This window comes from Natrinema amylolyticum (genome assembly GCF_020515625.1).
In the GTDB taxonomy this organism is placed as follows: domain Archaea; phylum Halobacteriota; class Halobacteria; order Halobacteriales; family Natrialbaceae; genus Natrinema; species Natrinema amylolyticum.
In genome coordinates this window covers 782,205-808,671 of sequence record NZ_JAIWPJ010000002.1, presented here as the reverse complement: position 1 = coordinate 808,671, position 26,467 = coordinate 782,205, and the positions used below count along the sequence as shown (strand labels likewise).

Genomic DNA, 26,467 nt, shown 5'->3' with positions numbered 1-26,467 from the left:
GAACCACCGACGAACTTAACCGCTCGAATCGGTTACGATTCGCCGCTCGAACTATGAACGAAGAAACAGGAACCGACACCGAACGACACCTCCGCGAGGCGCTCAGACACTTGGGCGAGGCACAGGACGACGATGACCTCAGGAAGACCCACTCCGTCGCGCTCGAGGAAGTGTCGAACACCGTGTCGTCAGTACTTCGCGAATACGAGGGCGACGAGTAGCAATCGGACGATTTTTCGGTAGGCAATCTTCCGTGACGGAGAGCAGGCCGGATCGCGTTCGACGGCCCGACGAGACCGTCCGTAGCGCATCCTCCGGTTTTATGAGCGACTGTCGAATAGTATCGTCTACCTAAATGACAATCAAAAAACCAGTGTGGTCGACAAGATCTGACACACGGGAACCGTTTCTACGGCTCGTAAGCCGATGGCTCGTACTCCTGGGAACACCGATTCTCCTCGCAATCGTGCTGTGGTTCCATCCGGCAGCCGGTGACGACCCGTTTATCACCCTCGCACCGATCGCGGACACGTGGTTCATCGTTCACGCCCTGTTGCTTCCACTGTTCGGTTTGCTCGGCGTCGCCCTGTACGTGCTACTGATCGGCTATCAGGGACTGATCGCGACGATCGGGCGAATCGGGATCGGGATCTATCTCGTCTGTTATCTCGCGTTCGAAGCGATCGCCGGCATCGCGACGGCCGTCCTGCTCCGCGAGTCACGTGGTCTCTCTACCGACCAACAAGAGGGCGTTGCAACGGTCGTCGAGGTGATTTTCATGAATCCGATCGATGGCGTCGCCGGCATCCTGGCACTCCTTGGAACCGTCGGCAACCTCGTCGCAGTTCTCGCGATCGCCGTCCTCCTGCGTCGATCGGGAGCACCCGCGATCCCGCTCGTCCTCCTTTTCGGTTCGCCGATCAGTATCGTCGCCCACGGAAGCACTCCCACGGACGCGATTGGCATGTTACTGTTCGGTCTCGGCATCGCATGGCTCGAGTTCGGTTGGGCGGCCCCGGAATAACAGCGCTCCACCGCGTGACCGATCCGGTCGGACGGCAGTCAATGGACGACAGTCGCCGGAGACCGCGACGAATTCCGGAACCGGAAACGGAACCGATGATGCTACGTCGAGGACGTCGGCGCGACCAGCCGTCGAACCGCGAGCACGACCAGATCGGAGAACGGCGTGTCGTTCTTTCCGCTCCCGCCAGCGTGTTCCGCCAGTTCCTCGAGCGTGAACCGGTGGATCTGCTCGTCGTCGTGGGTCAGCTTCTCGAGCACCAGCGCCTCGAGATCGGGATCAGCCCCCGCCTCGAGCAGGAAGTCGGCGATATCGCCGGGCATCCGGTCGTACGGCCGCGGGAGCACGAGCAGGTGTCGGTCGTCGACCGCGGCCGCGAGGCGGTCCATGTCCGACTCGAGGTCGCCGCTCTTGTGGAGCGTGACGAACTCGGTGTCCTCCATCGGCGTCCGGGCGCGGCTGGCGGCCATCTGGATCGAGGAGATGCCAGGGATCACGCGGACCGGGACATCGGGGTCCGAACGCTCGACGGTATCCTGGACCTTCCCGACGAACTGGTAGCCCGAGTGGTTCGGGTCGCCCATTGCGACCGCAGTCCCCGACTCACCGGCGGCGACGCGCTCGCCGAACGCCTCGAGAGCCTCGGCCTCGTCCTTGTAGCCGCAGGTCAGCAGGTCGGCGTCGGTCAGGTCTTCGACGAACTCGACGACCGTCGTGAAACCGACAACGACGTCGGCCTCGCGGATCGCGCGCTCGCCGCGGGGCGTGAGATACTCTTGGTTGCCAGGGCCGACGCCGACGGCGTAGACAGGGTCGTCTGCCCTCTCGTCGAGATCGGGTTCCGCCGCTCCCGCGGCGAACGTCGCCGGATCCGGTCCCGCGTCGAGGTCGTACTCGCCGCTCATCGGTTCCGGCCGTCCGCGGCCCGCGTCTCGGCGTCGAGCTCGAGGTCGATCTCGTCGGTTCGGACGTCCTTCGCGACGTGGATCAGTTCGTTCGTCAGCGCGGCCGCCAGTCCGCTCCCGCCGCGGCGGCCGACGTTGGTGATCGCCGGGACGTCGTACTCCTCGCTGACCTCGCGGATGCGCTGGCGGCTCTCCTCGGCCTTGACGAAACCAACGGGAGTCGCGACGATGGCCGCCGGTCGGGTACCGTCCTCGATGCAGTCCGCCAGCGCGAAGGCGGCCGTCGGCGCGTTGCCGATCGTCGCGATCGCGCCGTCGTAGACGCCCTGCTTGTCGAGTTCGAGCACCGAGGCCGCGGTGCGGGTCATCCCGGTCTCTTTCGCCAGCTCCGCGCCGTTGCCGATCGCCTTCCGCTTCTCGCAGTTGTGGCCGCGGCCGGTGATCCCGGCTTTCGACATCGTGATATCGGTCACGATGGTGGCCTCGTCGAGCACTGCTCGAGCGCCGGCGCGGACCGGCGCGTCCTCGTCATCACCGATCTCGTCCCCGCCGGTGAACTCGATCAGGTGCTGGAATTCGATGTCGCCCATCGAGTGGACCGACTTCTGCCGAACGCGGTCGGCCAGCGTCTCGTCCGGCACGAACTGCCGGACGATGTCCATGCTCGTTTCCGCGATGTCCATCGCGTTCTGCGTCGTCGCGCCCAGATCGGCGTACTCCTCCTCGAACTCCTGACTATCGGTCATTTGGTATCACACTCCGGACCTCGAGTATCGGTACTCGGCCGAACGGGTTCGCTTCCGTCGTCAGTCATCGGTCGACACCTCCGCACCGACGCCCTCGTTGGTCGTCCGCGCCTCGAGGTCGCCCTCGACCTCGAGGTTCAGATCGCGCAGTCGGTCGATCGTCTCGTCGTCTGCGTCCCACAGATCGCGCTCGATCGCCTCGAGCAGCGTGTCCGTGATGGACTCGAGCGCCCACGGGTTCACGTCGCGCATCCATTCTTGACGAGCGTCGTCGAAGGCGAACTTCTCGGCGACTTCTTCCCACAGCGTATCGCTCACGACGCCGGTGGTCGCGTCCCAGCCGAGCGTCACGTCGACCGTCGTCGAGAGGTCGCCCGCGCCCTTGTAGCCGTGTTCCTCCATCGACTCGAGCCAGTCGGGATTCAGAACGCGCGAGCGCATCGCCTTACGGACCTTCTCCTCGTTGGTGTAGACGTCGACATTATCCGGGTCCGAGGAGTCGCCGACGTAGGAGGCGGGCTCCGTGCCGGAGATCTCGCTCACGGCGGAGATGAAGCCGCCGTGGAAGGCGTACCAGTCCGAGGAGTCGAACTCGTCTTGCTCCATCGTGTCCTCGATCTTGACCGTCGCGTCGACGGAAGAGAGGCGGCGCTCGAAGGCGTCGTGGGCGTCCGAAACGCGGCCGCGCGATCCCATCGCGTAGCCGCCCCACTGGACGTACACCTCGGCCAGATCGGAGCGGTCGTCCCAGTTGCCCTCGTCGACGGCCTTGTTCGTCCCGGCACCGTAGCCGCCGGGCCGGGTCGTGAAGACGCGGTGTTTGGCCGCCTTGCGGGCGTCGGATTCGTCGAGGCCCTCTTCCTCCTCGAGTTCCGCCTGCTCTTCCTCGACGTGTTTCTTCACGTAGTTCATCTCGAGGGGTTCGTCGAGGTCGACGACGGCGTCGACGGCGTCGTGGATGACGCCCGCCGCGGCCGGGAAGGCGTCGCGGAACAGTCCCGAGACGCGGGTTGTCACGTCGACTCGCGGGCGATTGAGGTCCTCGAGCGGGATCGGCTCGACGTCGTCGATCCGGCCGGCGTCGGTCCACTGGGGCTCGACGCCCATCATCGCGAGCACCTGGGCGATGGTCTCGCCACGAGTGCGCACGGTCGGCGTCCCCCAGGCAACCACGCCGATCTCCTCGGGGTACTCATCGTTTTCGTCGTGGTGGCGCTCGAGGACGCCCTCCGCGACCTCGCTCCCGACCTGCCAGGCGGCCTTCGCGGGCACCTTGCGCGGGTCGAGCGTGTAGAAGTTCCGCGCGGTCGGCAGCAGGTCGACGCCGCCGCGGGTCGGTGCGCCGGAGCCCCCGGGCGGGACGTATTCGCCCGAGAGGGCGTCCGCGGTTCGCGGAATCTCGTCTTCGGCCCCCTGCACGCGGGGCTGGGCCTCCTCGCAGATGTACGCGAGTGCCTTCCGAAGATCGTTGTGAGCGCCCGATTTCGCGCGCCCGTCGCCGATCGTCTCGAGGTCGACGATCAGGAGGTTGACGTTCACCTCGTCGTCCGGCCCCGCTTCGCGCTCCGAGACCGGGATGTCGAAGTCGTGTTCGGCGAGCGTCTCGATCAGGTCGACGCTGGTCTCGTAGACGACGTCCGCGGCCTCGGCGTAGGTCATCCCGAGGTCCTCGGCGTACTCGCCGGGCGAGTCGAGCATCGTCTGGTAGTCGACGCCCAGCGCGCCGGCGACGCTCTCGCGCAGGCTCGGCGCGCCGGGGTTCTCGAGTCGCGTCAGGGCGACCAGATACTCCGTCAGGCGCTCGCCCTCCGGCGGCTCGGACATGGTGTGCAGTCCGAGCCGAATCTGGGTCGTCTTCACGTCCGTGAGGTACTCGTGGATCCGTTCGACGAGTTCGTCGATATCGACCTCGTCGCCGTCGACGTCGCCTTCAGCCAGCGTCGAGCCGGCCTCGTCGGGCCCGCGAACGTCGGCCTTCTCGTCGATCGTGCCGGCGATACCCAACTCGACGGCGAGGTCGAGTTCCTCGACTTTCTCCCGCATGAGGTCCGCGAGGTGTTCGCCGTCGTCGCTCCGAGCGTCCTCCATCCCGGCCTCGCGGTACTGGTTCGCGAGTTCCTCGAGTTCAGAGAGTTCGTCGTAGGTGCCCGCGTTTCGCATCACGGGCGTCAGATAATCGACGATGGCGGCGTAGGAGCGCCGCTTGGCCTGGGTCCCCTCGCCAGGGTTATTGACGATGTAGGGGTAGACGTTCGGGATATCGTCGATCAGTTGGTCGGGCGCGCTCTCGCCGTTCAGCCCGACGGTCTTCCCGGGGAGCCACTCGAGGCTGCCGTGGGTTCCCAGATGGACGACCGCGTCGGTCTCGAACGTGTTGCGCAGCCAGCCGTAGAAAGCGAAGTAATCGTGTGGCGGCTGGAGGTTCGAGTCGTGGTAGACCTTCGAGGGGTCCATCCCAAATCCGCGCGGTGGTTGGACGGTAACCAGCACGTTGCCGAACTCGACGCCCGGAATTGCGAACGGGCGGTCGGGGACCTCGCCCCATTCCTCGATGATGTTCTCCTGGAAGCGTTCGTCGGTGTCAGTGAACCACTCCTCGTAGGTGTCCGGTGAGACGACATCCACGGAAAGATCGCGGACGTCCTCCGGCGCGACCCACCGGTCCTCGAGCGTGAGCTGTGCGGTCAGTTTCTCGACCAGCGTCTGGCCGTCCTCGGGCATTTCGTCGCCCAGATCGTAGCCGCGGGCGTCGAGTTCCTCGAGCAGGTTGACCGTCGACTCGGGGCTGTCGAGGCCGAACGCGGTCCCGATCCCGTCGTCGCTCGGCGGGTAGTTGTGGAGGACGACGGCGACCTGCTTCTCCTCATTGGGCGTGTGTCTGAGTTCGGCCCAGTTGACCGCGAGGCGCGTCGCGTGGTCGATCCGGTCCTCGATCGGGAAGTGGTGTTTCGGCGCGGAGCCGATGCCGGCCTCGTCGTCGGTGCGCTCCTTGCCGGAGATCGGGTGTGTGATCACGTTCCCGTCGAACTCCGGCAGCGCCACGGAGAGGGCGAGTTCGAAGCCCATCACGCCCGTGTCGCTGGATTCGTACCGCGAGCGCGAGCGCATCGTGGTGACCGTCTGCAGGACCGGTACGCCGAGGCGGTCGAGGAAAACGTCCTCCGCACTGCTGCCTTCGTCGTCGGCGCTACGGCCGCGCTCGTCCATCGAGAGAGAGAACATGAACGAGGAGAGCACGGCGTCGACGATGGACTGTCCGTCGCTGTCAATAAGCCAGTTGTCCGTCACCCACTCGGCGTCTTCCTGCTCGTCGGTGTCCGTGGCGGGGTTACAGAAAATAGGCAGGGCGTTGGCCCCCTGCTCCTCGAGCGCTCGGACCTGCGCGTCCACGTACCGGGTGTTCTCGTGAGTCCAGTGGGACTCGTAGAACCAGACCGCGACCGTCGGCTTGTCGGGGTCGTGCGTCTCGAGTAACTCCTCGTACTCGATCCCCGGATGGTCGGGGTGGTAGACGCCCTCCGTCGGTAGTTCGGTCGGGTCGTCGTACTCGACGTCCCGGCCCTCGTACTCGGCGGCGAGGAACCGACACAGGTTCGCGACGTTGATCGTCCCGCCCTTCTCCAGATAGTCGTAGACGAGATCGCGGTGTGCCTCCGAGACCGTCGTGTCCTCGAAGGCGAAGGCGTCGCCGGTCGCCTTGACGATCAGCGGCACGCTCGCCTCCTCGAGTGCCCCCGTCGCGTAGTCGTAGCCCGGCATGCTGTCTTCGGCCCCGTGCAGCCAGAAGATCGCCGCCGCGGCGTCGTGCAATTCCTCGACGAACTCCTCGACGTCGGCCTCGTCCTCGAGGTCGCTCTCCGAGCGGACGACCAGCTCGACGTCCTCGAGGCGCTGGGCGGCCCGGCCGATCGAGCCGAGTTCGTTCTCCGTCGCGGTATAGATCCCGATCCGTGTCATCGTACTTTTAAACCTCTGTTGTATTAGCTCAAGTATGGTTGCAAACGCCGGGGGCAAAAAGCTGTCGTCACTCCCCTTTCCGGCGATCGTCGGACAGGACGATCTGAAGCGCGTGCTGCTCGCCGTCGCGGCCGACGACGGCCTCGATGGGGCCCTGATCGTCGGCGAGAAGGGGACCGCGAAGTCGACCGCCGTTCGGGCGCTCGTCGATCTCCTGCCCGACCAGCGGGCCGTCGCGGACTGTCCGTACGGCTGTTCGCCCGACGACCCCGACCTGCAGTGTGCGGACTGCCGCGACCGCGACCCCGACGACCTGCCGGTCGAGACGCGACCGGTTCCGCTCGTCACCCTGCCGCTGGGCGCGACCCGCGACCGGGTCGTCGGCACCCTCTCAGTCGAGGACGCGCTGGCCGGCGAGGCCGACTTCGATCCCGGCCTGCTGGCCCGCGCGAACCGCGGCATCCTCTACGTCGACGAGGTCAACCTGCTGGACGACCACCTCGTGGACGTCATCCTCGACTCGGCCGCCAGCGGCGTCAACACCGTCGAGCGCGACGGAGTCAGCGTCTCCCATCCCGCGAACTTCACCCTGATCGGGACGATGAACCCGGAGGAGGGCGACCTGCGACCTCAGTTGCGGGATCGCTTCGCCCTCCAGGCCAGCGTCGAGGGCTGCCGGGAGATCGACGACCGCGTCGAGATCATCGATCGCGCGCTCGAGGCCGACGGCGGTACCGGTCCCGACCCGAGAACGGAGTACGCCGACGAAGTCGAGACCGTGCGGGACGACCTCGCCGCGGCCCGAGACCGCCGCTCGAGCGTCGACCTTCCCTCCGAGTTCAAAGCGGAGATCGCCGAACTCTGTCTCGAGGCCGGCGTCGACGGCCACCGCGGCGACGTGGCGATGGCTCGGACGGCGATGACGCTGGCCGCGCTCGAGGGCCGCGAGACGGTCATCGAGTCCGACATTCACGAGGCCGCGACCTACGCCCTCCCCCACCGGCTCCGGAGCACGCCCTTCGAGGACGAACCCGATCTCGACGACCTGCTCGAGGACCGGTTCGACGAGGAGTCGCCGGACGACGGGGACGGAGACGACGAGAGCGATGCGGACGAGGGCGACGGCGACGAGGCCGAAGACGGCGACTCCGAACCCGAACAGGGGGACGGCGACGAACGCGGCGATCGCGACCAGGGAAACGGAGACGAGGGAGGCGACGACGCGGACGATGACGAGGCCAGCGACGGCAGTGATTCCGAATCCGACGGTGGCGACGGCGACGACTCCGGATCCGAGCGCCGTCCGGAAGGCGGCGAGGAGCCGGGGTCGCCGAATCAGTCGCCCGCCGAGGCCGGTGAGGGAAGCCCGGACGACGACTCGAGCGACCGAGACTCTGAGTCGGACTCGGAGGAGTCGCCGGACGACGACGAAGCGGACGAAACCGCCCAGCCGCTGGTTCCCGGCCAGCGACGGGCCGAGGTCGGCGAGGCGCGGGCTCCTGACCTCGAGACGCCGACCGCCAAAAGCGACGAGAGCGCGGCCGGAGCGGGATCGCGGGCGAGCACGGCCCCGAGCACGGACAACCGGGGCGCTCGCGTCCGCACTGAACCCGCCTCGGGCGAGGGGTCGATCGACGCCGCGGCGTCGGTCCGGTCGGCCGCGTCCCGCGGTGAGTCGCGGGTCGGGGAACGGGACCTCCGGCAGTCGGTCCGCACCGGCGACACCTCGGTGACGATCGTCTTCGCCGTCGACGCCAGCGCCTCGATGCGACCGGCGATGCAGACCGCGAAAGGCGTCGTCCTCGAACTCCTGCGAGACAGCTACGAACACCGCGATCAGGTCTCCTTCGTCGCCTTCGCCGGCGAGGACGCCGACGTCTTGCTCCCGCCGACCGACAGCGTCTCGCTGGCCGCCCGCCACCTGAAGGACCTCCCCTCGGGCGACCGGACGCCGCTTCCCGCGGGACTCGAGACCTCGAGGCGAGTGCTCGAGCGCGCCGATACCGACGCCTCGGTCGTCGTCCTCGTCACCGACGGACGGGCGAACGTCGCCGATGGCAGTCCGACGGACGCGACGCGGACGGCGGCTCGAGCGCTCGCGACCACTGACGCTCGAGTGATCGTGGTCGACGCCGGCGACGACTCCCGCGCCGGCCTCTCGGAACTGGTCGCGAGCGAGACCGAGGGCGAACTGGTCGATCTCGACTCGCTCTCAGTCGAGACTGTCCGAGCCGCCGCCGAGACCGCGGCGGACGGGGCCCAGCGGTAGACGAGCCCCAGCGGTAGGCCCCGCGGGGAGACGTGTGGCGTGCTCGAGTCGATCCTGACTCCGCGCGTTCGGAGAGACACACTGCTGAATTGGGACGGTACGACGGCCCACGGACGGGGCCGGCGGGGGCGGACCAACACCCCTTTGAACACCCTCCGTCGTTATCCGACGAGAATCGATGACGGGGGACGAGCCAGTCGCCGACGAGTCCGTCGGTGACGATATCGAGTACGGAATCGACGAACAGCCGCCGCTCGGCGAATCGATGGTGCTGGGGATCCAGCACTATTTGACGATGGTCGGCGCGAACATCGCGGTCCCGTTGATACTGGCGGGGGCGATGGGGATGCCGAACGGCGTTACCGCCCGATTCGTCGGCACGTTCTTCGTCGTCTCGGGGATCGCGACGCTCGCCCAGACGACGTTCGGGAACCGATACCCGATCGTCCAGGGCGCGCCGTTCTCGATGCTCGCACCCGCGCTAGCGATCGTCGGCGTCGTCACCGCCGGCGGCGTTTCCGGCGGCGCGGGCTGGGAGACCGCGTTGCTGCAGTTACAGGGGGCAATCATTGTCGCTGCGGTCGTCGAGGTCGCGATGGGGTACTTCGGACTGGTCGGGAAACTCCGTCGGTTCCTCTCGCCGGTCGTCATCGCGCCGACGATCGCACTGATCGGGCTATCGCTGTTCAGCGCACCGCAGATCACGACGCCGGACCAGAGCTGGTGGCTGCTCGGCCTCACGCTCGGCCTCATTCTGTTGTTTTCGCAGTATCTCGACGTCAGACACAAGGCGTTCCGTCTGTACCCGGTCATTCTCGCGCTCGTCATCGCCTGGGTCGTCGCCGCCGCACTGTCGGTGGCGGGCGTCATCGGGGGGAGTCATCCGGGATTCGTCGATTTCGAGCAGGTCGCGGACACCCGGATGCTGTTGCCGATCTACCCCTTCCAGTGGGGCGTGCCGCAGGTGACGACCGCCTTCGTCGTCGGGATGTTCGCCGGCGTGCTGGCCTCGATCGTCGAGAGCATCGGTGACTACTACGCGGTGGCGAACATCACGGGCTCGGGCGCCCCGAGCGGAAAGCGGATCAACCACGGCATCGGGATGGAGGGGCTGATGAACGTCTTCTCCGGCGTGATGGGGACCGCCGGATCGACCTCCTACTCCGAGAACATCGGTGCGATCGGACTGACCGGCGTCGCCTCGCGGTACGTCGTCCAGATCGGAGCCGTCGTCATGTTATTCGTCGGCTTCATCGGCTACTTCGGCCAACTGATCGCGACGATCCCCGACCCGATCGTCGGCGGCCTCTTCATCGCCATGTTCGGCCAGATCGTCGCCGTCGGTATCTCGAACCTGCGCCACGTCGATCTCGACTCCTCGCGCAACACCTTCATCATCGGCTTCGCCCTCTTCGTTGGGCTGGCGATTCCGGCGTACATGGGCAACTTCGAGAGCACGCTCGCGTTCCGCGAGGCCGTCGGGCTTGAGGCGACGGTCGACTCGCTGGGCGGCGCGAGCGGGCCCGGTTCGATCTGGATCGAAGCCGTTGCACAGGCCGTCGTCGACACCGTCTTCATCATCGGCTCGACCGGGATGGCCGTCGGCGGCCTCGCCGCGCTCGTCCTCGACAACACGGTTCCGGGCTCTCGAGAGGAGCGCGGGCTGGCGGCGTGGGACCGGATCACCGAAGACGAGGCCGACTTCGACTCGTTCTGGGACCGCTGGGTTCGGCCCGAGACGCGCACTGACGACTGACCGCGAGGCCGGCCGCGAGTCAACGGTCGTTTTGACAGTCTCGCAATACGTCAAACGCAACCCGGCATTGTAAGAGCGAGCGAGCCGCAGGGAGTGTATGGCAGAACTCGAACTCGCGGACGGGACCATCTGGTACGAGACGAGCGGTGACGGCCCGCCGCTGGTGTTCGTCCACGGCGGCTGGATGAACGGCCAGGCCTGGGAACCGCAGGTCGAACGCTTCGCGGAGGAGTATCGGGTCGTCACGCTCGACGTTCGAGGTCACGGCAAGACCGGCGTGACCGACCCGGACGAGTACTCGATCGGCCTCTTCACCGACGACCTCGAGGCCCTGCTCTCGAAGCTCGAGATCGAGCGGCCAGTCCTCTGTGGGCTCTCGCTGGGGTCGATGGTCGTCCAGGAGTACATAGATCGCCATCCCGACGATGCGACGGGCGCGATTCTGGGCGGCGCAGTGCGATCGATGCCCCCGATCGAGATGCCGACGGGCGTCAAATCGTTCTGGTCGCCGCTGCCGGCGCTGTCCACGTCGCTGTCGCTCTCGGGCTCGGCGGGAACGTTCCGGTCGATGCTGTGTTCGATTCAGGCGACGACCGGCCAGCGGTGGTTATCGGTCGACCCCCAGACCAGGGCCGAGGCGATCGAGGACGTCGGCGACATCTCCGCGACCGAGTTTCGGAAGATCTTCGACGCGCTCTATCGCTACGATCCGCCCGAACTGACCGGTGTCGAAACGCCGACGATGGTAATACACGGCGAGCAGGAGGCCCCGCTGGTCAAGCGACAGGGCCGACAGATCGCGTCGGCGGTCGCGACCGGCGACCAGCTCGAACTCGCCGACTCCGGCCATCTCGTCAATCAGGACCGCCCGCAGGCGTTCAACGAGATCGCGGCCGACTTTCTCGCGGACCTCCCCGCAGCCTAGGCCTCGGGGTGGGCGTCTGCGGGGCATACTGGTCTTTCGGCCGAATATCGCTCGAGCAGTCACGCTGGCCGTCGAGCGGTCACAGTCCCCTCGAGCGCTTCCGTGTGTCCATCGATCGGTCTCGAGTCTCCATCGACTGAAACGCCCGAGCGCCTCGAGTCGCCGTTCCACCGCCGCGATCGGCTGCGCAGTGGCATGGGTCGGGTACGCACGCCGTTTTCAGACTAAATGGATAGGGCGTAGCGGCGAGAGAATCGATCAGCGCTCGGGACAGTTATCGTCAGTCGCCCAATATACTTTGGCGATACCACAAAGGCAGCGACCGTACTAGCCCAATCCGGAATCGCAACTCCCGTCGAACGGTTCGTTGCCACATCCAAACCTATGAGTAGTCAATGTCCGGACACCGACAGCGCCGACGCGACCCCGGCGACCGACCAGTGGACCAGCATCTCGAAACACGTCGTCAATAGCTACGTCGAGGCCAACAACGCGCTCCTCGCCGCGATGGGCTTCAGTTCCGCGGCGGGAGACGAGTCCGCGACGGAGCCGCCGGTCGATACGACGACGCCGTCACCGACGGCCGAAGTCGCGTTCGGTGACGAACACTGGGTCATGGAACGCTCGACGGACGACTACGACTCGCTCGGCGTCGGCGATTACGTCCGCTTCAGTAAGCCGATCGCGGACACCGACGTGAGCGCGTTCGCGCGCGTCTCCGGCGACACGAACCGACTTCATCTCGAGTCCGACTTCGCCGAGGGCACCCAGTTCGGAGGACAGATCGCCCACGGCACGCTCGTGGCCGGGACGATCAGCGCCGCGCTGGCCCGACTCCCCGGCGTGACGGTCTACCTCTCACAGGACCTCGAGTTCACGGGCCCGGTCCGGATCGGCGAGACGGTCACCGCGGAGTGCGAGATCGTCGAGGACCTCGGCGGCGACCGATACCGGTTGCACACGACGGTCGTCGGCGAGGACGACGAGACGGTCATCGACGGCGAGGCCGTCGTTATCATCAACGAACTGCCGGACGAGTAACGGTCGACCGTTCGAACCGGAGAGCGTCTGCACGCGGCGTCTCGTCTCGCGAGACGATAGGAGAGATTGGCGGCTGTTTCTCACGCCGACAACACAAAACAGGTACCGCTCGAGCGAGACGGTCCTCGCAATGACAGACGATTCACACGCGTCGGGGGCGCTCGAGCGGACCCACGGTCGGCGACGGGTCCTCCGAGCGGCCGTCGGCGCAGTCACCGCGACCGCCGGACTGGCGGGCTGTCTCGGCCGAATCGAACGAGACGCCATTCCGCGCGTCGACACCGGGCTCGAACAGACGGTTCCGGACGGCGTCGTCCAGTTCAGGCGCTCCCTCGAGCGCTGGGGGTACTACCCCGAGGCCACGGTTCCCGACGACGTAACGCGGGACTGGCGGCTCGACCGACTCAACACGGGATCGCACACCGCCGCGAAGGCGAGCGCCGTCCCCCTGCCCGACGGCGGACTCGTCTTTCCGGGCGACACCGGTCATCTCGTCGCCCTCGACGCCGACGGCGAGGAGCGCTGGCGGACCGGAACGGACACCGACGGGCGGGGAATCCACGGCACGCCGGCCGTCGCCGACGGCCGGGTCTACGTCGGCGCGTACGACGGCGTGCTCTACGCCGTCGACGCCGAGTCGGGCGATATCGACTGGGAGACGAAACTCGGCGGCTCTATCGGCTCGAGTCCGCTCTACCACGACGGGCACCTCGTCATGGCGGTCGAATACCCTGACCCCGAAGGGAGCACGTTCATCGTTGACGCGAGCGACGGGGCCGTCGTCTGGGAGGATCCGCAGCATCGGCCGACCGACCACCCCCACTCGACGCCGGCGCTCGACCTCGAGAGCGGGCGGCTGGTCTGCGGGTCGAACGACGGCATCCTCTACGGCTGGTCCTATCCCGACCCCGAGTTCGAGTGGTCGTTCGAGACCGACGACAGCGGGAGCAACCAGATCAAGGGCCCCATCGCGACCTACGACGGCGGAGCCTACTTCGGCTCGTGGGACCATCGCGTCTACCGGGTGAACCTCGCGGACGGCACCGAGGACTGGTCGTTCCAGACGGGCGATCTGGTGATGTCGGGACCGGCGCTCGATCCCGTCCTGGACACAGTCTTCATCGGGAGCCACGACGGCAACCTGTACGCGCTCGACGCGCAGTCCGGCGAGCGACACTGGTCGTTCGAGACCGACGGGGCGCTTATCGGCTGTCCGACCGTCACCGACGAGCGGGTGCTCGTCGGATCGAAGGACACCGGCCTCTACGCGCTCGAGAAACGGACCGGCGACCTCGTCTGGGCGGTCGACGGCGGCGGCAACGTGACGAGCACGCCGCGCGTGATCGACGGCGCGATCTATTACGCCGAACGCGCCCCGAACCCGCCCGAGGACGGCGAGGACGCGTCCGACGAGGGGATCGACGACGACGGCGGCGGCTACAAGCTCGTGGCCGCGGAGTGAGTCCGTCCGAGGGACTATCGTTCGTCTCTCGTCCGAGTCGGTGACAGTCCGTTCCCTCCGACCATCGCTCGTCGGCGACTACCATCAGAACTATTACGACACAGGCGGCAACCAGTGGTCGACCATGACCGATCGGCCGCCCTCCCCGCCGACACCGACGACCGGCCCCGCGACCGTCGATAGCAGCCTCGAGAACGGGCTCGTCGCGACCACGCCCCAGCTCGCCGAATCGATCGAAGGCGCGCTCGACTGTCGGCTCGACGAATCAGTGTTCGAAGACCTCCTGGTCGAACTCGATCGCCGCGGCTACGTCGACTGGGTGACCGTCACGCAGCGCGGCGACTACGTCTGGGACCTCTCTGACTCACCCGACCGCATCGGCGAGGCCGTCGCCGCGGCCGTCGTCGATCGCCTCGAGTCGTGGCTCGCGAGCGACGCGGCCGGCGACTAGACGGAACGCCAGGCGGGCGTCCCGTCCCGAACCGAGCCCTTTCGGCTCTCGAGCGGCGAGATCCATCCGTGTCTCAGCGCCGCTCCGATCAGACGACGGACTCGCTCGAGGTGGCCGTCTCCGGCGGCTCGATGGGTGGTCTCTTCACCGGGATCGCACTCGGGCGGGCCGGCCACGACGTGACGATCTACGAGCAATCGACGGGCGAACTCCGCGGTCGCGGAGCCGGAATCGTCGCCCAAGGGACCGTCCGTCGGTTCCTCGAGCGCCGCGACGTCGCCGAGCCGGCCGAGATGACGACGACCGCGAGCGAACGGCGGTTCCTCGCGCGCGACGGGAGCGTCGACACCACGAGCCCCGATTCGATGGTCTTCACGTCGTGGGACGCGATCTACCGACGGCTTCGCGACGCCGTTCCGGATGAACGGTACCAGACGGGAACGGAGGTGAGCGCGGTCGACCCAGAGACGGCGACTGCGGCGTTCGCGGACGGCGGGGAGCGAACCGCTGACCTGCTGGTCGCCGCCGAGGGTGGCCAGTCCGCTACGCGCGAACAGTTGTTCCCCGGTGTCGAACCCGAGTTCGCGGAGTACGTCGCCTGGCGCGGCGTGGTCCCGGAGGACGAGCTTCCGGCGGACGCCGTCGACTCGTTCGACGACACCTTCACCTTCTACCAGGGGCCGAATATGCTGATTCTGGCGTACTTCATTCCCGGCGACGACGGCAGCGTCGCGCCCGGCGAACGGCGGCTCAACTGGGTCTGGTACGACACGCTCGAGGATCGGAACCGGACTGCGGTTTTCACGGGCGCCGATGGAGTCGAGCGGACGGTTACCGTTCCGCCCGGAACCCTCCGCGATTCGGTCGCGGATCGGCAGCGCGCTCGAGCGGCGGCGCTGCTCCCGCCAGTGTTTACGACCGTCGTGGAGGCGACGAGAGCGCCCTTCGTGCAGGCGATTTACGATCTTACCGTTCCCGAGATGACCGTCGATCGAGTGTGCCTGCTCGGCGATGCCGCGTTCGTTGCCCGGCCGCACACCGCGGCCGGAACCGCGAAGGCCGCCGGGGATTCCGTCCGGCTCGCGGAGGCGCTCGAGCGTCGCGACTCGCTCGATTCGGCGCTGTCGACGTGGAACGACGATCGGACCGATTACGGGACCCGACTCGTCCATCGCGGGAAACGGATGGGGGACGAGCGGTTAGATCTCGGCTCCTGAATAGCCCGAGAGCAGTCACAGCAGTTCTCGAGGCTGATCGAATCAAGCCGAGAGACGGGACGACGATCGCTCTGAAAGGAACACTTTCGGTTTCGGGAATCCCCGCTTCCCTCGAGCGGCATTGCGAAACCGCTCCAAAAAAGACGTGATAAAATTCGCGTCGCGGCGCGACTAGTCGTCGCCGGCGATGCGCGGACCGCTACTCGAGCCGACGTCCGGCGTTTGCAACACCGTCTCGTCGGTCTCCGCGCCGAGCGCCTCGAGCCGGACGCTCGAGATCTTGTACTCGGGGATGCCGGCCTGCGGATCGAACGTCTCCTGGGTGAGTTTGTTGACCGCGCCGGTCGCGAAGTGCATCGGGATGAACAGCGTTCCCTCGCCGACGCGCTCGGTGACCTGGGCCTTGACAACGATCTCGCCGCGCCGGGATTCGACGCGGACGTACTCGCCGTCTTCGACGCCGAGGTCGGCGGCCGTCTGGGGGTGGATCTCGACGAAGCTCTCGCCGACGTGGCTCATCAGTCCCTCGACGCGGCGGGTGATCTGGCCGGTGTGCCAGTGATAGAGTACTCGGCCGGACGTGAGCGTGAGCGGGAACTCCTCGTCCGGAAGCTCGCCGGGGTGGCCGCCGTCGGCGGGGACGAACCGCGCCTTCCCGTCGTCGAAGTTGAAGTTACCCTCCTCGTAGTCGTAGAGGTAGGGCGTTCCGGGGTGGTCCTCGTCGGGAACGGGCCACTGGAGGCCGTGTTCCTCGCCCTCCTCGAGACGGTCGTAGCTCACGCCGCCGTAGATGGGCGCGAGGTCGCTGATCTCGTCCATGATCTCGCTCGGGTGGTCGTAGTCCCAGTCGTAGCCGAGCCGGCGGGCCAGCGCCTGGGTGATCTCCCAGTCCTGCTTCGCCTTCCCCGGCGGCTCGGTGCTGGGCCGGACCCGCTGGATCCGGCGCTCGGTGTTGGTGAACGTGCCGTGTTTCTCCGGCGAGGTCGCCGCCGGCAAGATTACGTCGGCGTGCTCGGCGGTCTCGGTCATGAAGATGTCCTGGACGACGAGGAACTCGAGGTCAGCGAGCGCCTCGCCGGCGTGATCGACGTCGGGTTCGGAGAGGGCGGGGTTCTCGCCAACGACGTACATGGCCTGCAGGTTGCCCTCGTGGGCCTCCGCGAGCATCTCCGGCACTTTGAGGCCGGGCTCTTCAGGCGGGCGCTCGCCCCAAGCCGCGGCGAACTTCTCGCCGACGTCGTCGTCGGCCGGGTCCTGATAGCCGGGGAGACTGCCGGGGAGCGTCCCCATGTCTCCGCCGCCGCCCTGAACGTTGTTCTGGCCGCGGAACGGCGAGAGGCCGGCGCCCGGCTTGCCGAGCTGGCCGAGCACGAGCGCGAGGTCGGCCATCGCGAGCAAGTTGTCCGTCCCGGTGCTCTGCTGGGTCATCCCCATCGCCCAACCGAACACGACGGAGTCGGCCTCGGCGAGCGTCTCGGCGGCCGAGGCGAGTTCCTCGGGTGAGACGCCGGCGAGTTCCTCGACCTTCTCGGGCGTAAAGGCCTGCACCTTCTCCTTCAGGTCCTCGAAGTTCTTCGTGTTGCGTTCGATGAACGCCTCGTCGTGGAGGTCGTTCTCGATGATGTACCGGATCATCCCGTTGAGCCACGTCACGTCGTAGCCGGGAGTGGTCCGAGTGTACTGGTCGGCGTGCTCGGCGATGCCGACCTTCCGCGGATCGAAGACGACGAGGTCTGCGCCGTCCCTGACGTTCTGCTTGATGCGCGTCGCCAGCACCGGATGGGACTCCGTGGTGTTCGAGCCGCTGATGAGGTAGGCGTCGGCCTCGCCGACGTCCTCGTTGATGCGGTTGGTCATCGCGCCGAAGCCGATCGTCTGCTGGAGCGCCGCGACCGTCGAGGAGTGACAGAGTCGCGCGCAGTTGTCGACGTTCTTGGAGCCGAGCACCTGTCGGGCGAACTTCTGGACGAGGTAGGCCTCCTCGTTGCTCCCCTTCGAGGACGCGAGACTGCCGACGGCGTCGACGCCGTGTTCGTCCCGAATCTCGGTGAGTCGGTCCGCGACGAGGTCCAGCGCTTCGTCCCACGTGGCCTCCTCGAGCTCGCCGGCGTCGTTGCGGACGAGCGGCGTCGTGAGCCGGTTCTCGCTGTTGGCGAACTCGTGACCGAACTTCCCCTTGACGCAGGTCGAGAAGTTGTTCGCGGGCGCGTCGTCGGGGTCGTCGACGGGCACGACGCCGAGGGACTCGTCGTCTTTGCCCCACATCTCGAAGCGACAGCCGACGGCGCAGAACCCGCAGGTCGTCTCCGCCTTATCGACCTTGCTCAGCCGGTAGTCGCTGACCGCGTCGGCGATGTCGAACAGGTAGCCTTCGGGGAGGGTGTTCGCCGCGATCGATTCGGCAGTGTGCTCGCCGGCGAGGAACGCCTTCCGTCCGTAGTCGCCGGCCGCTTTGCCGAGCTTCCGTTTCGCTTGCTCCATGAAGCCGGCGACGCCGCGCTGCCCGCCGTTCATGGTCGCGCCGGTCCCGACCGTGAGGTCACCGCCCGGCGCGGGCGATCGGTTGGGCGACGTCGTGTCGTCGAGCGTCTCCGCGTCTTCGTGTTCGATCACGTTCCCGATCGAGTTGCGCTGGGTGAAGCCGGGCAGCGGGAGGGTCGCGGCACCGCCGATCCCCTTCTCCGTCAGCGCGCCCGTCGGACAGACCGTCGAACAGTGGCCACAGGAGACGCAGTCGGAGTCGGCCATCGTCTCGGCGTCGGACTGGAAGCCGATGCGCGTGTCCTCGCCGTGGCCCTCGATGCGGAGGACGCCCTCGGCCTGCACGTCGTTACAGCCGTCGACGCAGCGGTTACAGAGGATGCACTTGTTGCGGTCGATCTGGATGAACGACGAGGTGTCGTCGAGCGGTTCGTACTGGTCGCGCTCGTCGAAGACGCCGTAGCGCGGGTGGTCGACGTCCTCGCTGATCGCCGCGCTCTGGAGTTCACAGCGACCGTTGCCGTTGCAGGTCGTACACCGGAGGTTGTGATTCGAGAGGACCAGATCGAGGTTGACGCTGCGGCTCTCCTCGGCGTCGGGCGTGTCCGTCTCGACGGTGAGCCCGTCTTCCGCCGGGAACGAACAGGACGGGACCATCCCGTGCTCCTCGGTCTCGACCATACAGGTCCGACACTCGCTGCGGGGCCCGATCTCGTCGCTGCAGTCGCCGTCTCGGTCGTAGTAACAGAGCGCGGGCACATCGGCGTCGTCTTCGACGCCGTCCGCACCGGGGTCGACGCTGACGACGTCGTCGTCGAGCGATTGCATCGCGTCGATGACCGTCGAGCCCGGCGGGACGGTCACCGGCTCGCCGTTGACCGTCACGGTCGTCGGCTCGGCGTCGCGAGTGCCGACGTCCGGATCGTTCGCGGTCCCGGTCTCGAATTCGGCCGTGACCGGCGTCTCTTCTTGCGGATCGGTGAGGTCTGGAACGCCTGGAAGCGTCTCGTTCGCGTTCGTGTTCGTACTCATAGTTTCTCGGAACAGGTGCCGCTCGGACAGCGGCCGTCGGCGTGCGCGCGGAACTCCGGCTCGAACTCGTCCATCGCCGTCGTCACCGGACGCGGCGCGTGCGCGCCGATCCGGCAGTTGCTCGACCGCTCCATCGTGCGACCGAGTTCGCGGATCTTCTCGAGGTCGAGCGATCCCCGATAGACGTCGCGCAGGAGTTCGGTGAGCTGTTTCGTCCCCTCGCGGCCGGGGACGCAGCGGCCGCTGTTCTCGGTGGCGGCGAACCGCGCCCGCTCGCCGGCGGTCGCGACCGCACAGCGGTCGTCGTTCAGCAACTCGACCACGCCCTCCGTCCCGAGGCCGGCGCCGGCCAGCCCGCTCCGGGTCGCGTCAACGTCGAGCGTCCGGGTGATTCCGCCGAAGACGTCGCCCACGCAGGCCATCTTGACCGACCCGTCGACCGCGACGGCGTCGAGGACGGTCTCGAGCGCGTCGTCGGACGCGAGTTCGACGGTCGCCGGTGCCGCCACGTCGCCGGTGACGGTGAACAGGCGAGTACCGGGGTCGCGCTCGCCCGCGTCGGTCGGCGTCTCGTCCCGCAGCGCCCGCCGGACCTGCAGCACCGTCCGCACGGAGTGGACCGCCGTCGGTCGGCCGTACAGTCCGTGAACTGACGGTGACGGCGGCTGGATTCGCGGCTCGATCCGGTCGTTTCCTTCCAGTGCCTCGAGCGCCGCGGTCGGCGCGCCGGCGCGGTACTCGTCCGGACCGGCGACCAGTTGGGGGACGACCGGGAGGTCGTCGGCGGCCGCGTCGACGGCCGCGTCGAGGTGGCGGTGGAGATCCGTCTCGATCTCGTTGACGTAGAGGACCGCGTCCGCTGCACCGACGTGGTCGGCGATCGCCGCGATTCCGTCGAGGACGGCGATCGGGGCGCTCTCGAGCAGCGTCCGGTCGATACGCTGTCTGTCGTCGGTGTCGTTGGCATTGACGACGACGACTGGGTCGCCGTCGGTCTCGCGGATCTCGGCCCACGTCTTGCCGACGGCCTCGTCCGCGGCCGCGTCGCCGCGACCGCGTCCGAGCAGGCCGCTATCGCTGACTGCGCTCGCGTCACGCTCGGGCGAGACGAGATCATAGTCGCTCGGTGCCAGCGGGTTGACCCACCCGCACGGCCCAAGGACGTCGCGCCGTCCGGCGGCCAGCGGGCCGGTTTCGGGGACGGGAAGCGAACGCGTTTCCGGCTCGTGTTCGACGACCGCGGCGGCGTCGTCGGACAGTAGTTCGCCCGTCTCGAGCGCACTGACGATGTTCGCGATCGCCTCGCGGTCCGGATCGGGGTGGAAGGCCGTTCGCCCGTCGACGGTAGCGAGTACTAGCGGGTCGAACGCGGTGGTTCCGGTCGGTCCAGTCCGGACGACTGGAACGGAGTCGGCTATGCTACGTGCTGTTTCGTATGCGGTTTCGCGGCCGGTTGTAGTCGGATCGGTCGCGATCCTGAGGACCGGTGACCGCTCGACCGCGGGTGTGATATCAGTCATCGATGCCGTCTCGTATTCGAGGTATTTCAGTGTACGTCTCTGCTGGAGACCGCAATGCGATCGCCGGCCCGTACTGCCGACGATGTTTTCGACGCGACAACGGACGTGGTCGCGTTTCAGGGCTGAGAGTGCGTCTCGACTGACGCACGCAATCCGAAACAGATCCGGCCGTTACGAGCGCCCGTATCGTCTCTCAGTCCAGTGCCGGCTGTCCGGCGGTGTCCTGGTTTTCCGTTTTGATGCTGTTGATGTCGAAGCGCAGGAGGAGCATGCATCCGACGCCGACGAGGAGCGTAGCGGCGACGATGTAGAACGACAGCGAGTAGCTCCCAGTCCGCTCGACGATCTCCGAGACGAGCGTCGGGCCGGCGACGCCGGCAAGCGCCCACGCGGTGAGCGAGTAGCCGTGAATGGCGCCGAGTTCCTTCGTTCCGAACAGGTCACCGAGATACGCGGGCAGGCAAGCGAAGCCGCCGCCGTAACAGGTGACGATAGCGAACATGAACGCTGCGAAGACCCAGACGTTGGAGATGTTCGGCATCAGCGCGAACGCCACGACCTGAATGCCGAAGAACGTCCCGTAGGTCGCTGTCCGACCGAGGTAATCCGAGGCGCTCGCCCAGAGGATGCGACCGGCACCGTTGAATACGCCGATGACTCCGACGATCGAGGCGGCGAGTGCCGCCGACGCACCCGTGATCTCCTGGGTCATGTTCGAGGCGACCGAGAGGAGCATGATCCCGGCGGAGACGTTGATGAACAGCGCAAGCCAGACGAGCCAGAACCGCTTGGTCTTGATCGCCTCGTTGGCCGTCAGCTGTGCTAGGTCAGTGGAAACAGTGACGCCCTTGCTGTTGGTGTCCTCGAGTTCGTCGGGATCCATCCCCTCGGGAACCCAGCCGGCCGGCGGCTTCTGGATGTAGCTCGCGCCGAGGGCCATCGCCAAGAAGTAACCCGCACCGAGGATGTAGAAGTTCATGGGAATGCTCAGCGACGTCATCAACCCCTGTGCAACCGGGCCGGTGATCAGCGCGCCGGCACCGAATCCCATGACCGCCATCCCGGTCGCCATGCCGCGGCGGTCCGGGAACCACTCGACGAGCGTCGAGACGGGTGCGATATAGCCGAGACCGAGTCCGGCACCACCCAGTACCCCGTAGGTGACGAGGAAGCCGATGTAACTCCCGGCCTGTATCGCGACGCCTGCGAGTATCGTCCCCCCGCCGAACATCACTGCCGCGGCGAGTCCGGCCTTCCGCGGGCCGTACTTCTCGACGTACTTCCCGAGGAACGCCGCCGAAATACCGAGGACGAAGATCGCAACGGTAAACGCGAACGTCACGTCGGAGATGCTCCACCCGTTGAGATCCTGCAGCGGATTCTGATAGACACTGTACGCGTAGATCGATCCGATCGACAGATGGATCGCGATGGCGGAGAGAGCGATGAGCCATCGGTTCTTCTCTGCGTCTGCCTCTGACATACACCGATCATGTGCGAACGCCCCATTTTAACACTTTATAAATTTTGCCGGCAAGCGATTAAGTTCTCACATTTTGAAGCACCAAGCAAGAGCATTTGTATATATTTTCACAAAATTACTAAGTCCGTATGACATTTCGTCTCGAGATAGCGGTGCCAAACGGAGGTCACCGCATGTGTGAGCGGGAATCGCTCACTCGACCAACCGAGAGCGACACCGGTCGAATCGCGGGCGGGATCCCATCGGTTTAGTCCCTCGGGAACGGCGGTCGGTGTATGGCGAACCCGCAATTCGAGGAAGTCAAGACGGAAGCCGCCGCAGCGATCACGGAGCAGGATCTCCGCTCCGTGTACGCCGGCCTCGTCCACGAGGACGGCCGCCACGAGTATTACCTGGGCAACGACACCGAAGAGGCGGCCGAACTCCGCGAGGCCGCGGCGATCCAGCTCGGGATGTTGACGCGCGTCCTCGCGGACCGCTCCGACAGCAGCGTCGAGGAGATCGCGGAACTCGCCGCCGAACGCGCCGAAGAGATGGAACTCCGGTGAATCGGTTCGGCGGTGCGGCCGTCCCTCGCTCGGCCGGCGACTGGACGTAAACCGTTATGACCGGCGGTCCGTTGCCATCAGTATGGACGTCGTCGAGGCACTCGAGGCCCAGCGCGGAACGACCTGCGTCGTCGGGGCGGGCGGGAAGAAAACGACGATGGCGACGCTCGCGGCGGCGCTGGAGCGCACGGTCGTCACCGCCACCGTTCGCATTCCCATCTTCGACGACTGGGTCGATCGAGTCGTCGTCACGGAAAACCCGGTTGCTGCGGTCGAAGCGGCCGCTGACTGGCCCCTCGGTGTCGTTCCGGAACGGGAACGGGAGGACCGCTACCTCGGATACGACAGAGAGACAGTCGCCGAGCTCTCGGACCTCGACGTACCTGTGCTCGTCAAAGCGGATGGCGCAAGAATGCGCCGGTTCAAGGCCCCGAACGAGCGGGAGCCACAGCTTCCCGAGAGCGCTTCGACGATCGTTTCGATCGCGAGCGCGCACGTGGTCGGACAGCCGCTCACCGAGGATCGCGTTCACCGGGTCCAGCGGGTAGCGGCGCTGACCGGCCTGGACCCTGGCGACGAGATCCGACCGGCCGACGTCGCGACCGTCCTGGCCAGTGATCAGGGCGGCTGCAAGGACGTTCCGGACGACGCGACGGTAATTCCGCTCATCAATATGGTAGACGACGAGGAACTCGAGGAAACCGGACGCCGCGTCGCTGCGGAGATCCACGAGCGAGCGGACGTCCCGCGGGTCGTCCTCGCCGAGATGCGTGCCGAACGGCCGCTCGTGGCCGTCGTGTAGGATCGCCCCCGGCCCCGGTCCCCGGTTCCCAGTTCCCAGTTCCCGGTACCCCAGCCCTCCGGCCTGCCGTGCGGTCGCGTTCTCGGGCGCGGCCGGTCGCGGTCGGTGCCGTCCTCGCAGTGATCGAGAACGGCGGTCCGGCATCTCGTCGCGTGTCGACAGACCGCCGACAGGTGCTGTGATAACGCTTTTTCCCGTCGACGGCGTTCCCTGTGCTAGTGCCACTCGCTACACCCGACCGGCTCCTTCGCGTCGATCTCTCGACGCGATCGGTCGACAGCGTCCCAGTCCCGGAACCGTGGCTCCGCCGGTACGTCGGCGGGAAGGGCCTGGGCGCTCGCTATCTCTACGAGCAACTCGAGGCCGGGACCGACCCGCTCGGCCCGGCGAACGTTCTCCTGTTCATGCTCGGCCCGCTCTCGGGCTATCTGCCCGGGGAGTCGCGGTACGCTGCCATTACGAAATCGCCGCTGACCGGCGGCTTTCTCGACTCCTACGCCGGCGGTACGTTTCCGGACGCGCTCGTGGGGTCGCTCGGACCACATATCGGTCTGCTCGTCACCGGGACGGCGACGGAACCCGTCCGTCTCGTCATCGAGGACGGCACGGCAACCGTCGAGCCGACCGACTCGTGGGGCGACGACACGGTCGAGACGGCCGCGAGCTTCCCCGACGCGTCGGTCGCCTGTATCGGCCCGGCGGGCGAACGGCAGGTAGCCTACGCGACGATCGCGTCCGACGAGGGAGATCACCACGCGGGCAGAGGCGGCGCCGGTGCCGTAATGGGGTCGAAACGACTGAAGGCCGTCGTCGCGAGGGGGGAGCCGCCAGCGGGATTGGCGGACCTGCGCGAGGCGTACGCCGAGCGATACCGCGAGGACGAGACCGGGCAGTGGCTGCGGGCGAGCGAAACGGTCGAAACCGTCGACTTCGCGAACGAGGTCGGCGCGCTCTCGACCCGCGGCTGGGAGGACGGCACGTTCGAGGGAGCCGACGCGATCGGTGCCGCTGCGGTCAAGGAACTGACGAGCGAGCGAGAGTATGAGGACGGCAACGACGACAGCGACACCGACTCCGGCGGGTTCCGGGTCGAGACGGCAGACGGTGACTACGTCCCGCGCGGCGCCACCGCGATGACGCTGGGGGCCGGTCTCGGGATCGACGAGTTCGACGCCGTCGCGGAACTGGGCCAGATCTGCGACCGATTCGGAATGGACCTCATCAGCGCCGGTAGTGCGGTCGCATGGGCCGTCAAGGCCGCCGACGCGGGCCTGCTCGAGCGATCGTTCTCCTTCGGCGATCCCGACGGCGCTCGACGCATGCTTGAGGAGATCGCCGCGCGAGACACGTCGCTCGGCGACGCGCTCGCGGACGGCGTCACCGCGGCGGCGGCGCAGTTCGGCGGGGACGAACTCGTCCCGACCGTCAAGGCGATGGAGCTCCCGGCGTACGACCCGCGCGGCGCACCGAGTATGGCGCTCGCGTACGCGACCAGCGACCGCGGGGCCTGTCACCGACGAGCCCGTCCGATCGAACGGGAAGTCTTCGACGAGCAGTGGAGTCCCGAGCGCACGGCACGCGCCGTCGTCGAGGAGCAGAACCGGCGATCGATCCTCTGGTGTCTCATTGTCGACGACTTCGTCGGGGACGTCTTCGACGACCTCGGCGCGGAGTGGCTGGACGCCGTCCGGCTCGAGACGACTGGCGATCTGCTGACCGTCGGCGAGCGAGTCTGGACCCTGACCCGCCTGTTCAACGTCCGCGAGGGCGTGAGACGCGCCGACGACGAACTGCCGGCACCCCTGCGAGAGCCCCTCGAGTCGGGACCGAACGCGGGACAGGTCGTCGACGACGATTGGTTCGAAACCGCCCTCGACCACTATTATCAGGTACGAGGCTGGGGCCCCGACGGTCGACCGACTCGATCGACCGTCGACCGCCTCGCGCTGACCGACGCGGTCGACGACGACTCGCTGCTCGCAGAGACGCCGTATCGCTCGAGTGACGAGTGACGACTAGTCTTGGATGAATCTGTAGGTAATTCTCGAGGTCGACGAGCGGCATTCAAGTATCGATCAGAACGGTGTATCCGCACGGAGTGAAGCCACAGCAGCTTCCATTATGCAGACGCGTTCACTCCCGTACCGTACTCACTCGAGACGGCGTCGAAGCCCCATGAGGCCAACCGCGAGGAGAATCGCGACGAGAGTAACAGGAATACCAGCGAACCCTTGGGAGTCATCTCGTGGTTCCGTCGGTGACTCGAACTCGAGGAGTAGGTCGGGATCGTCACCGGAGAGCCACCATACGTAACGCAGCCTCGTATGTCCGGTTCCTCGAACGACTGGATCACCGTTGAGAGTCGTTGGTTCCCACGATTCAGGGGTTATTACATGAAGTTCCCCGCTCTCGTTGAGCGCCTGCGTATGAGCACGACCGATAGAGACGTTCTCGTCAGTTTCGACGTAATTGTCCCACCAGATTCGTTGTTGAATCATGACCCACCCGTGTTCAGCATCAGGCAGGGATCCGGTATCCGGGCTTCCCGGTGTAGTATGCACAGACGATGTATGATATACGAGGAGAGAACCTGTTGTGAGATTATCTGTATCATCTGCTGTCTCATTGAAGATCCGCTGGACTCGTTCAGGACCGGCAAACCACTCTGGGTCAAGCGTTTCGTGCGGCCTCGGCTTCACTCGAGGACCGAGCAGGATATGCGATGAAAAACCTGGAAACGAGCATTAACAGAGTTATCCTCTAGACTTATTATCATACGTTGAGTGACGTTTTCAACTGGCCGTTCCGTCTCTACTGAGTGATTCTCAGCGGACATGCCAAACGCGCC

At 66.6% G+C, this 26,467-nt stretch carries 19 protein-coding genes; 12 read left to right on the top strand and 7 right to left on the bottom strand.

Annotation, left to right across the window (positions count from 1 at the left end):
• Nucleotides 1–53 precede the first annotated feature (53 nt).
• Entirely contained in the window at nt 54–221 is a 168-nt protein-coding gene (locus LDH66_RS14235; RefSeq protein WP_226481732.1) for a hypothetical protein, read from the top strand.
• Between the two features lie 245 nt (nt 222–466).
• Nucleotides 467–1,024 carry a hypothetical protein gene (locus tag LDH66_RS14230; protein ID WP_226481731.1) on the top strand — a complete coding sequence of 186 codons (558 nt, stop codon included), beginning with the start codon at nt 467–469 and terminating at the stop codon, nt 1,022–1,024.
• Nucleotides 1,025–1,125: 101 nt separating this feature from the next.
• On the opposite strand, the gene LDH66_RS14225 is transcribed toward LDH66_RS14230, so the two are convergent.
• Genes LDH66_RS14225 through cobN form a run of 3 tightly spaced genes read right to left on the bottom strand, consistent with a single transcriptional unit; the run spans nt 1,126 to nt 6,632 of the window.
• Nucleotides 1,126–1,929, bottom strand: a complete 804-nt coding sequence (locus tag LDH66_RS14225; protein ID WP_226481730.1) for a cobalt-precorrin-7 (C(5))-methyltransferase — start codon at nt 1,927–1,929, stop codon at nt 1,126–1,128.
• On the bottom strand, nt 1,926–2,675 hold the full coding sequence (locus tag LDH66_RS14220) for a precorrin-8X methylmutase (RefSeq protein WP_226481729.1): 750 nt from the start codon (nt 2,673–2,675) through the stop codon (nt 1,926–1,928). Before LDH66_RS14220 ends, LDH66_RS14225 begins: the two co-directional genes overlap by 4 nt.
• Before the next feature lie 60 nt (nt 2,676–2,735).
• Complete coding sequence (gene cobN / locus LDH66_RS14215; protein WP_226481728.1) at nt 2,736–6,632, bottom strand: cobaltochelatase subunit CobN; 3,897 nt, start codon at nt 6,630–6,632, stop codon at nt 2,736–2,738.
• A gap of 34 nt (nt 6,633–6,666) precedes the next feature.
• On the opposite strand from cobN, the gene LDH66_RS14210 reads away from it, so the two are divergent.
• The 7 genes from LDH66_RS14210 to LDH66_RS14180 all read left to right on the top strand — a co-directional run bounded on the left by LDH66_RS14210 (nt 6,667) and on the right by LDH66_RS14180 (nt 15,753).
• A complete protein-coding gene (locus LDH66_RS14210) occupies nt 6,667–8,901 on the top strand; it encodes a VWA domain-containing protein (protein ID WP_226481727.1) in 2,235 nt (744 codons plus the stop codon).
• A 178-nt stretch (nt 8,902–9,079) separates the two neighbouring features.
• Nucleotides 9,080–10,657, top strand: coding sequence for a uracil-xanthine permease family protein (locus tag LDH66_RS14205; RefSeq protein WP_226481726.1), 1,578 nt, complete (start codon nt 9,080–9,082; stop codon nt 10,655–10,657).
• Between the two features lie 97 nt (nt 10,658–10,754).
• The gene (locus LDH66_RS14200) at nt 10,755–11,582 is read left to right on the top strand and encodes an alpha/beta fold hydrolase (RefSeq protein WP_226481725.1); all 828 of its coding nucleotides are present in this window, start codon (nt 10,755–10,757) and stop codon (nt 11,580–11,582) included.
• A 384-nt stretch (nt 11,583–11,966) separates the two neighbouring features.
• On the top strand, nt 11,967–12,623 hold the full coding sequence (locus LDH66_RS14195; protein WP_226481724.1) for a MaoC family dehydratase: 657 nt from the start codon (nt 11,967–11,969) through the stop codon (nt 12,621–12,623).
• Nucleotides 12,624–12,753: 130 nt separating this feature from the next.
• Nucleotides 12,754–14,085: an outer membrane protein assembly factor BamB family protein gene (locus tag LDH66_RS14190; protein ID WP_226481723.1), complete on the top strand. Its 1,332-nt coding sequence runs from the start codon at nt 12,754–12,756 to the stop codon at nt 14,083–14,085.
• A gap of 124 nt (nt 14,086–14,209) precedes the next feature.
• Nucleotides 14,210–14,536 (top strand): hypothetical protein, encoded by a 327-nt coding sequence (locus LDH66_RS14185; protein ID WP_226481722.1) that lies wholly within the window; start codon nt 14,210–14,212, stop codon nt 14,534–14,536.
• A 68-nt stretch (nt 14,537–14,604) separates the two neighbouring features.
• Complete coding sequence (locus tag LDH66_RS14180; RefSeq protein WP_226481721.1) at nt 14,605–15,753, top strand: FAD binding domain-containing protein; 1,149 nt, start codon at nt 14,605–14,607, stop codon at nt 15,751–15,753.
• 171 nt (nt 15,754–15,924) lie between these two features.
• On the opposite strand, the gene fdhF is transcribed toward LDH66_RS14180, so the two are convergent.
• The 3 genes from fdhF to LDH66_RS14165 all read right to left on the bottom strand — a co-directional run bounded on the left by fdhF (nt 15,925) and on the right by LDH66_RS14165 (nt 22,269).
• Nucleotides 15,925–19,266, bottom strand: a complete 3,342-nt coding sequence (fdhF, locus tag LDH66_RS14175) for a formate dehydrogenase subunit alpha (RefSeq protein ID WP_226481720.1) — start codon at nt 19,264–19,266, stop codon at nt 15,925–15,927.
• Entirely contained in the window at nt 19,263–20,786 is a 1,524-nt protein-coding gene (locus LDH66_RS14170) for an NADH-ubiquinone oxidoreductase-F iron-sulfur binding region domain-containing protein (protein WP_226481719.1), read from the bottom strand. Before LDH66_RS14170 ends, fdhF begins: the two co-directional genes overlap by 4 nt.
• A gap of 193 nt (nt 20,787–20,979) precedes the next feature.
• Nucleotides 20,980–22,269, bottom strand: coding sequence for an L-lactate MFS transporter (locus LDH66_RS14165; protein ID WP_226481718.1), 1,290 nt, complete (start codon nt 22,267–22,269; stop codon nt 20,980–20,982).
• Between the two features lie 275 nt (nt 22,270–22,544).
• On the opposite strand from LDH66_RS14165, the gene LDH66_RS14160 reads away from it, so the two are divergent.
• The 3 genes from LDH66_RS14160 to LDH66_RS14150 all read left to right on the top strand — a co-directional run bounded on the left by LDH66_RS14160 (nt 22,545) and on the right by LDH66_RS14150 (nt 25,631).
• On the top strand, nt 22,545–22,817 hold the full coding sequence (locus LDH66_RS14160; protein ID WP_226481717.1) for a DUF8113 family protein: 273 nt from the start codon (nt 22,545–22,547) through the stop codon (nt 22,815–22,817).
• A gap of 82 nt (nt 22,818–22,899) precedes the next feature.
• A complete protein-coding gene (gene yqeC, locus LDH66_RS14155) occupies nt 22,900–23,619 on the top strand; it encodes a selenium cofactor biosynthesis protein YqeC (RefSeq protein ID WP_226481716.1) in 720 nt (239 codons plus the stop codon).
• Nucleotides 23,620–23,837: 218 nt separating this feature from the next.
• Complete coding sequence (locus tag LDH66_RS14150; RefSeq protein ID WP_226481715.1) at nt 23,838–25,631, top strand: aldehyde ferredoxin oxidoreductase family protein; 1,794 nt, start codon at nt 23,838–23,840, stop codon at nt 25,629–25,631.
• Nucleotides 25,632–25,769: 138 nt separating this feature from the next.
• Here LDH66_RS14150 and LDH66_RS14145 read toward each other — a convergent pair whose 3' ends face one another.
• Nucleotides 25,770–26,318: a hypothetical protein gene (locus LDH66_RS14145; protein WP_226481714.1), complete on the bottom strand. Its 549-nt coding sequence runs from the start codon at nt 26,316–26,318 to the stop codon at nt 25,770–25,772.
• Nucleotides 26,319–26,467 lie beyond the last annotated feature (149 nt).

What these genes read in the sequence shown, in the direction of transcription:
- LDH66_RS14235 (WP_226481732.1), top strand. Translation starts at nt 54, where the DNA reads ATGAACGAAGAAACAGGAACCGACACCGAACGACACCTCCGCGAGGCG.
- LDH66_RS14225 (WP_226481730.1), bottom strand. Translation starts at nt 1,929, where the DNA reads ATGAGCGGCGAGTACGACCTCGACGCGGGACCGGATCCGGCGACGTTC.
- LDH66_RS14220 (WP_226481729.1), bottom strand. Translation starts at nt 2,675, where the DNA reads ATGACCGATAGTCAGGAGTTCGAGGAGGAGTACGCCGATCTGGGCGCG.
- cobN (WP_226481728.1), bottom strand. Translation starts at nt 6,632, where the DNA reads ATGACACGGATCGGGATCTATACCGCGACGGAGAACGAACTCGGCTCG.
- LDH66_RS14210 (WP_226481727.1), top strand. Translation starts at nt 6,667, where the DNA reads ATGGTTGCAAACGCCGGGGGCAAAAAGCTGTCGTCACTCCCCTTTCCG.
- LDH66_RS14205 (WP_226481726.1), top strand. Translation starts at nt 9,080, where the DNA reads ATGACGGGGGACGAGCCAGTCGCCGACGAGTCCGTCGGTGACGATATC.
- LDH66_RS14200 (WP_226481725.1), top strand. Translation starts at nt 10,755, where the DNA reads ATGGCAGAACTCGAACTCGCGGACGGGACCATCTGGTACGAGACGAGC.
- LDH66_RS14195 (WP_226481724.1), top strand. Translation starts at nt 11,967, where the DNA reads ATGAGTAGTCAATGTCCGGACACCGACAGCGCCGACGCGACCCCGGCG.
- LDH66_RS14190 (WP_226481723.1), top strand. Translation starts at nt 12,754, where the DNA reads ATGACAGACGATTCACACGCGTCGGGGGCGCTCGAGCGGACCCACGGT.
- LDH66_RS14185 (WP_226481722.1), top strand. Translation starts at nt 14,210, where the DNA reads ATGACCGATCGGCCGCCCTCCCCGCCGACACCGACGACCGGCCCCGCG.
- fdhF (WP_226481720.1), bottom strand. Translation starts at nt 19,266, where the DNA reads ATGAGTACGAACACGAACGCGAACGAGACGCTTCCAGGCGTTCCAGAC.
- LDH66_RS14170 (WP_226481719.1), bottom strand. Translation starts at nt 20,786, where the DNA reads ATGACTGATATCACACCCGCGGTCGAGCGGTCACCGGTCCTCAGGATC.
- LDH66_RS14165 (WP_226481718.1), bottom strand. Translation starts at nt 22,269, where the DNA reads ATGTCAGAGGCAGACGCAGAGAAGAACCGATGGCTCATCGCTCTCTCC.
- LDH66_RS14160 (WP_226481717.1), top strand. Translation starts at nt 22,545, where the DNA reads ATGGCGAACCCGCAATTCGAGGAAGTCAAGACGGAAGCCGCCGCAGCG.
- yqeC (WP_226481716.1), top strand. Translation starts at nt 22,900, where the DNA reads ATGGACGTCGTCGAGGCACTCGAGGCCCAGCGCGGAACGACCTGCGTC.